Source organism: Streptomyces sp. NPDC059456 (assembly GCF_042750055.1).
Lineage (GTDB): Bacteria > Actinomycetota > Actinomycetes > Streptomycetales > Streptomycetaceae > Streptomyces.
Window position 1 is genome coordinate 1 of sequence record NZ_JBHYVA010001038.1, and the last position, 1,903, is coordinate 1,903.

Below are 1,903 nucleotides of genomic sequence, written 5' to 3' on the forward strand. Positions count from 1 at the left end.
GACCGGTGTCCGGGCGGAGGGCCGTCGCCGCGCCCCGGCAGGCGACAATGGGCCCATGAGTCTGTTCCGCGACGACGGCATCGTGCTGCGCACCCAGAAGCTGGGTGAGGCGGACCGCATCATCACGCTCCTCACCCGGGGTCACGGCCGGGTGCGGGCCGTCGCCCGCGGGGTGCGGCGCACGAAGTCCAAATTCGGCGCCGGGCTGGAACCTTTCTCCCACGCCGACGTGCAGTTCTTCGCCCGGGGCAGCGAGCTGATCGGCCGCAGCCTCCCGCTGTGCACCCAGACCGAGATCATCGCCCCGTACGGCAACGGCATCGTCACCGACTACGCCCGCTACACCGCCGGCACCGCGATGCTGGAGACCGCCGAGCGGTTCACCGAGAACGAGGGCGAACCCGCGGTGCAGCAGTACCTGCTGCTCATCGGCGCCCTGCGCACGCTCTCGCGCGGCGAGCACGAGCCGAACCTCATCCTCGACGCGTTCCTGCTGCGCTCCCTCGCGGTCAACGGGTACGCCCCCAGCTTCACGGACTGCGCGAAGTGCGGGATCCACGGCCCCAACCGGCACTTCTCCGTCGCCGCGGGCGGGGTCGTCTGCGGGGACTGCCGGGTGGCCGGCAGCGTCGTACCCTCGTCGGAGGCCATCGCCCTGCTCAGCGCGCTGCTGACGGGCGACTGGGGGCATGCGGACGCGTGCGAGGCGCGGTACGTGCGGGAGGGCAGCGGGCTCGTCTCCGCCTATTTGCACTGGCATCTGGAGCGCGGGCTACGCTCCCTGCGATACGTCGAGAAATAGGAGCTGGACACATGGCACGACGCGGGATTCTGGGGCGCTCTCGCCGGGAGTACAAGGTTCCCGAGCCGCACCCGTCCGGTGAGCGCCCGCCGAAGATCCCCGGCGAGCTCGTCCCGAACCACGTCGCGGTGGTCATGGACGGCAACGGCCGCTGGGCCAAGGAGCGCGGCCTGCCGCGCACCGAGGGCCACAAGGTCGGCGAGGGCGTCGTGCTCGACGTGCTCAAGGGCTGCCTGGAGATGGGCGTCAAGAACCTCTCCCTGTACGCCTTCTCGACGGAGAACTGGAAGCGCTCGCCCGACGAGGTCCGCTTCCTGATGAACTTCAACCGGGACGTCATCCGGCGGCGCCGCGACGAGATGAACGAGCTGGGCATCCGGATCCGCTGGGTGGGCCGCATGCCGAAGATGTGGAAGTCGGTCGTCCAGGAGCTCCAGGTCGCCCAGGAGCAGACCGTCGACAACGACGCGATGACCCTGTACTTCTGCGTGAACTACGGCGGCCGCGCGGAGATCGCGGACGCGGCGCAGGCGATCGCGCGGGACGTGGCCGCGGGCAGGCTGGACCCGTCGAAGGTCAACGAGAAGACCTTCGCGAAGTACATGTACTACCCGGACATGCCCGACGTGGACCTCTTCCTGCGGCCGAGCGGCGAGCAGCGCACCTCCAACTACCTGCTGTGGCAGAGCGCGTACGCCGAGATGGTCTTCCAGGACGTGCTGTGGCCGGACTTCGACCGGCGCAACCTGTGGGCGGCCTGCCTGGAGTACGCCCAGCGCGACCGCCGCTTCGGCGGCGCGGTCCCGAACCAGGCGGAACCGAACCCCTCGGCCTGATCCGTCGCCCCCGAGCCGGTGCCCGCACCGGCTCGGCCGGGCGGCCGGGACGGGGTCGGCCGTCATGGACATGGTTGAACGCGACATCGTCAGGGCCGCGGGCTTCCCGGTCGCCGGCGTGTTCCTGTGGGTCCACGGGCCCGTCACCCCGCGTCTGCGGGCCCGGGCCTTGCGCGGGCTGCCGGAGAAGACGGGGGAGACCCGGTCCGTCGTCGACGGCACCGGGGTCCGGATGACGGCCGCCACCTGCGATACCGGCTCCGGC

General features: G+C 71.0%; 3 protein-coding genes. All 3 read left to right on the forward strand.

Going from position 1 to position 1,903, the window contains the following annotated elements:
* The first annotated feature begins 55 nt into the window (after positions 1-55).
* Positions 56-802 carry a DNA repair protein RecO gene (gene recO / locus ACFXA3_RS41890; protein WP_030162779.1) on the forward strand — a complete coding sequence of 249 codons (747 nt, stop codon included), beginning with the start codon at positions 56-58 and terminating at the stop codon, positions 800-802.
* Positions 803-813: 11 nt separating this feature from the next.
* Positions 814-1,638, forward strand: a complete 825-nt coding sequence (locus ACFXA3_RS41895) for an isoprenyl transferase (protein ID WP_385196661.1) — start codon at positions 814-816, stop codon at positions 1,636-1,638.
* Positions 1,639-1,702: 64 nt separating this feature from the next.
* Positions 1,703-1,903: hypothetical protein (locus ACFXA3_RS41900; RefSeq protein WP_385196663.1), on the forward strand; the 201-nt coding region annotated here is incomplete at its 3' end.

Coding starts and splice junctions, on each gene's coding strand:
- recO (WP_030162779.1), top strand. CDS start 56: ATGAGTCTGTTCCGCGACGACGGCATCGTGCTGCGCACCCAGAAGCTG.
- ACFXA3_RS41895 (WP_385196661.1), top strand. CDS start 814: ATGGCACGACGCGGGATTCTGGGGCGCTCTCGCCGGGAGTACAAGGTT.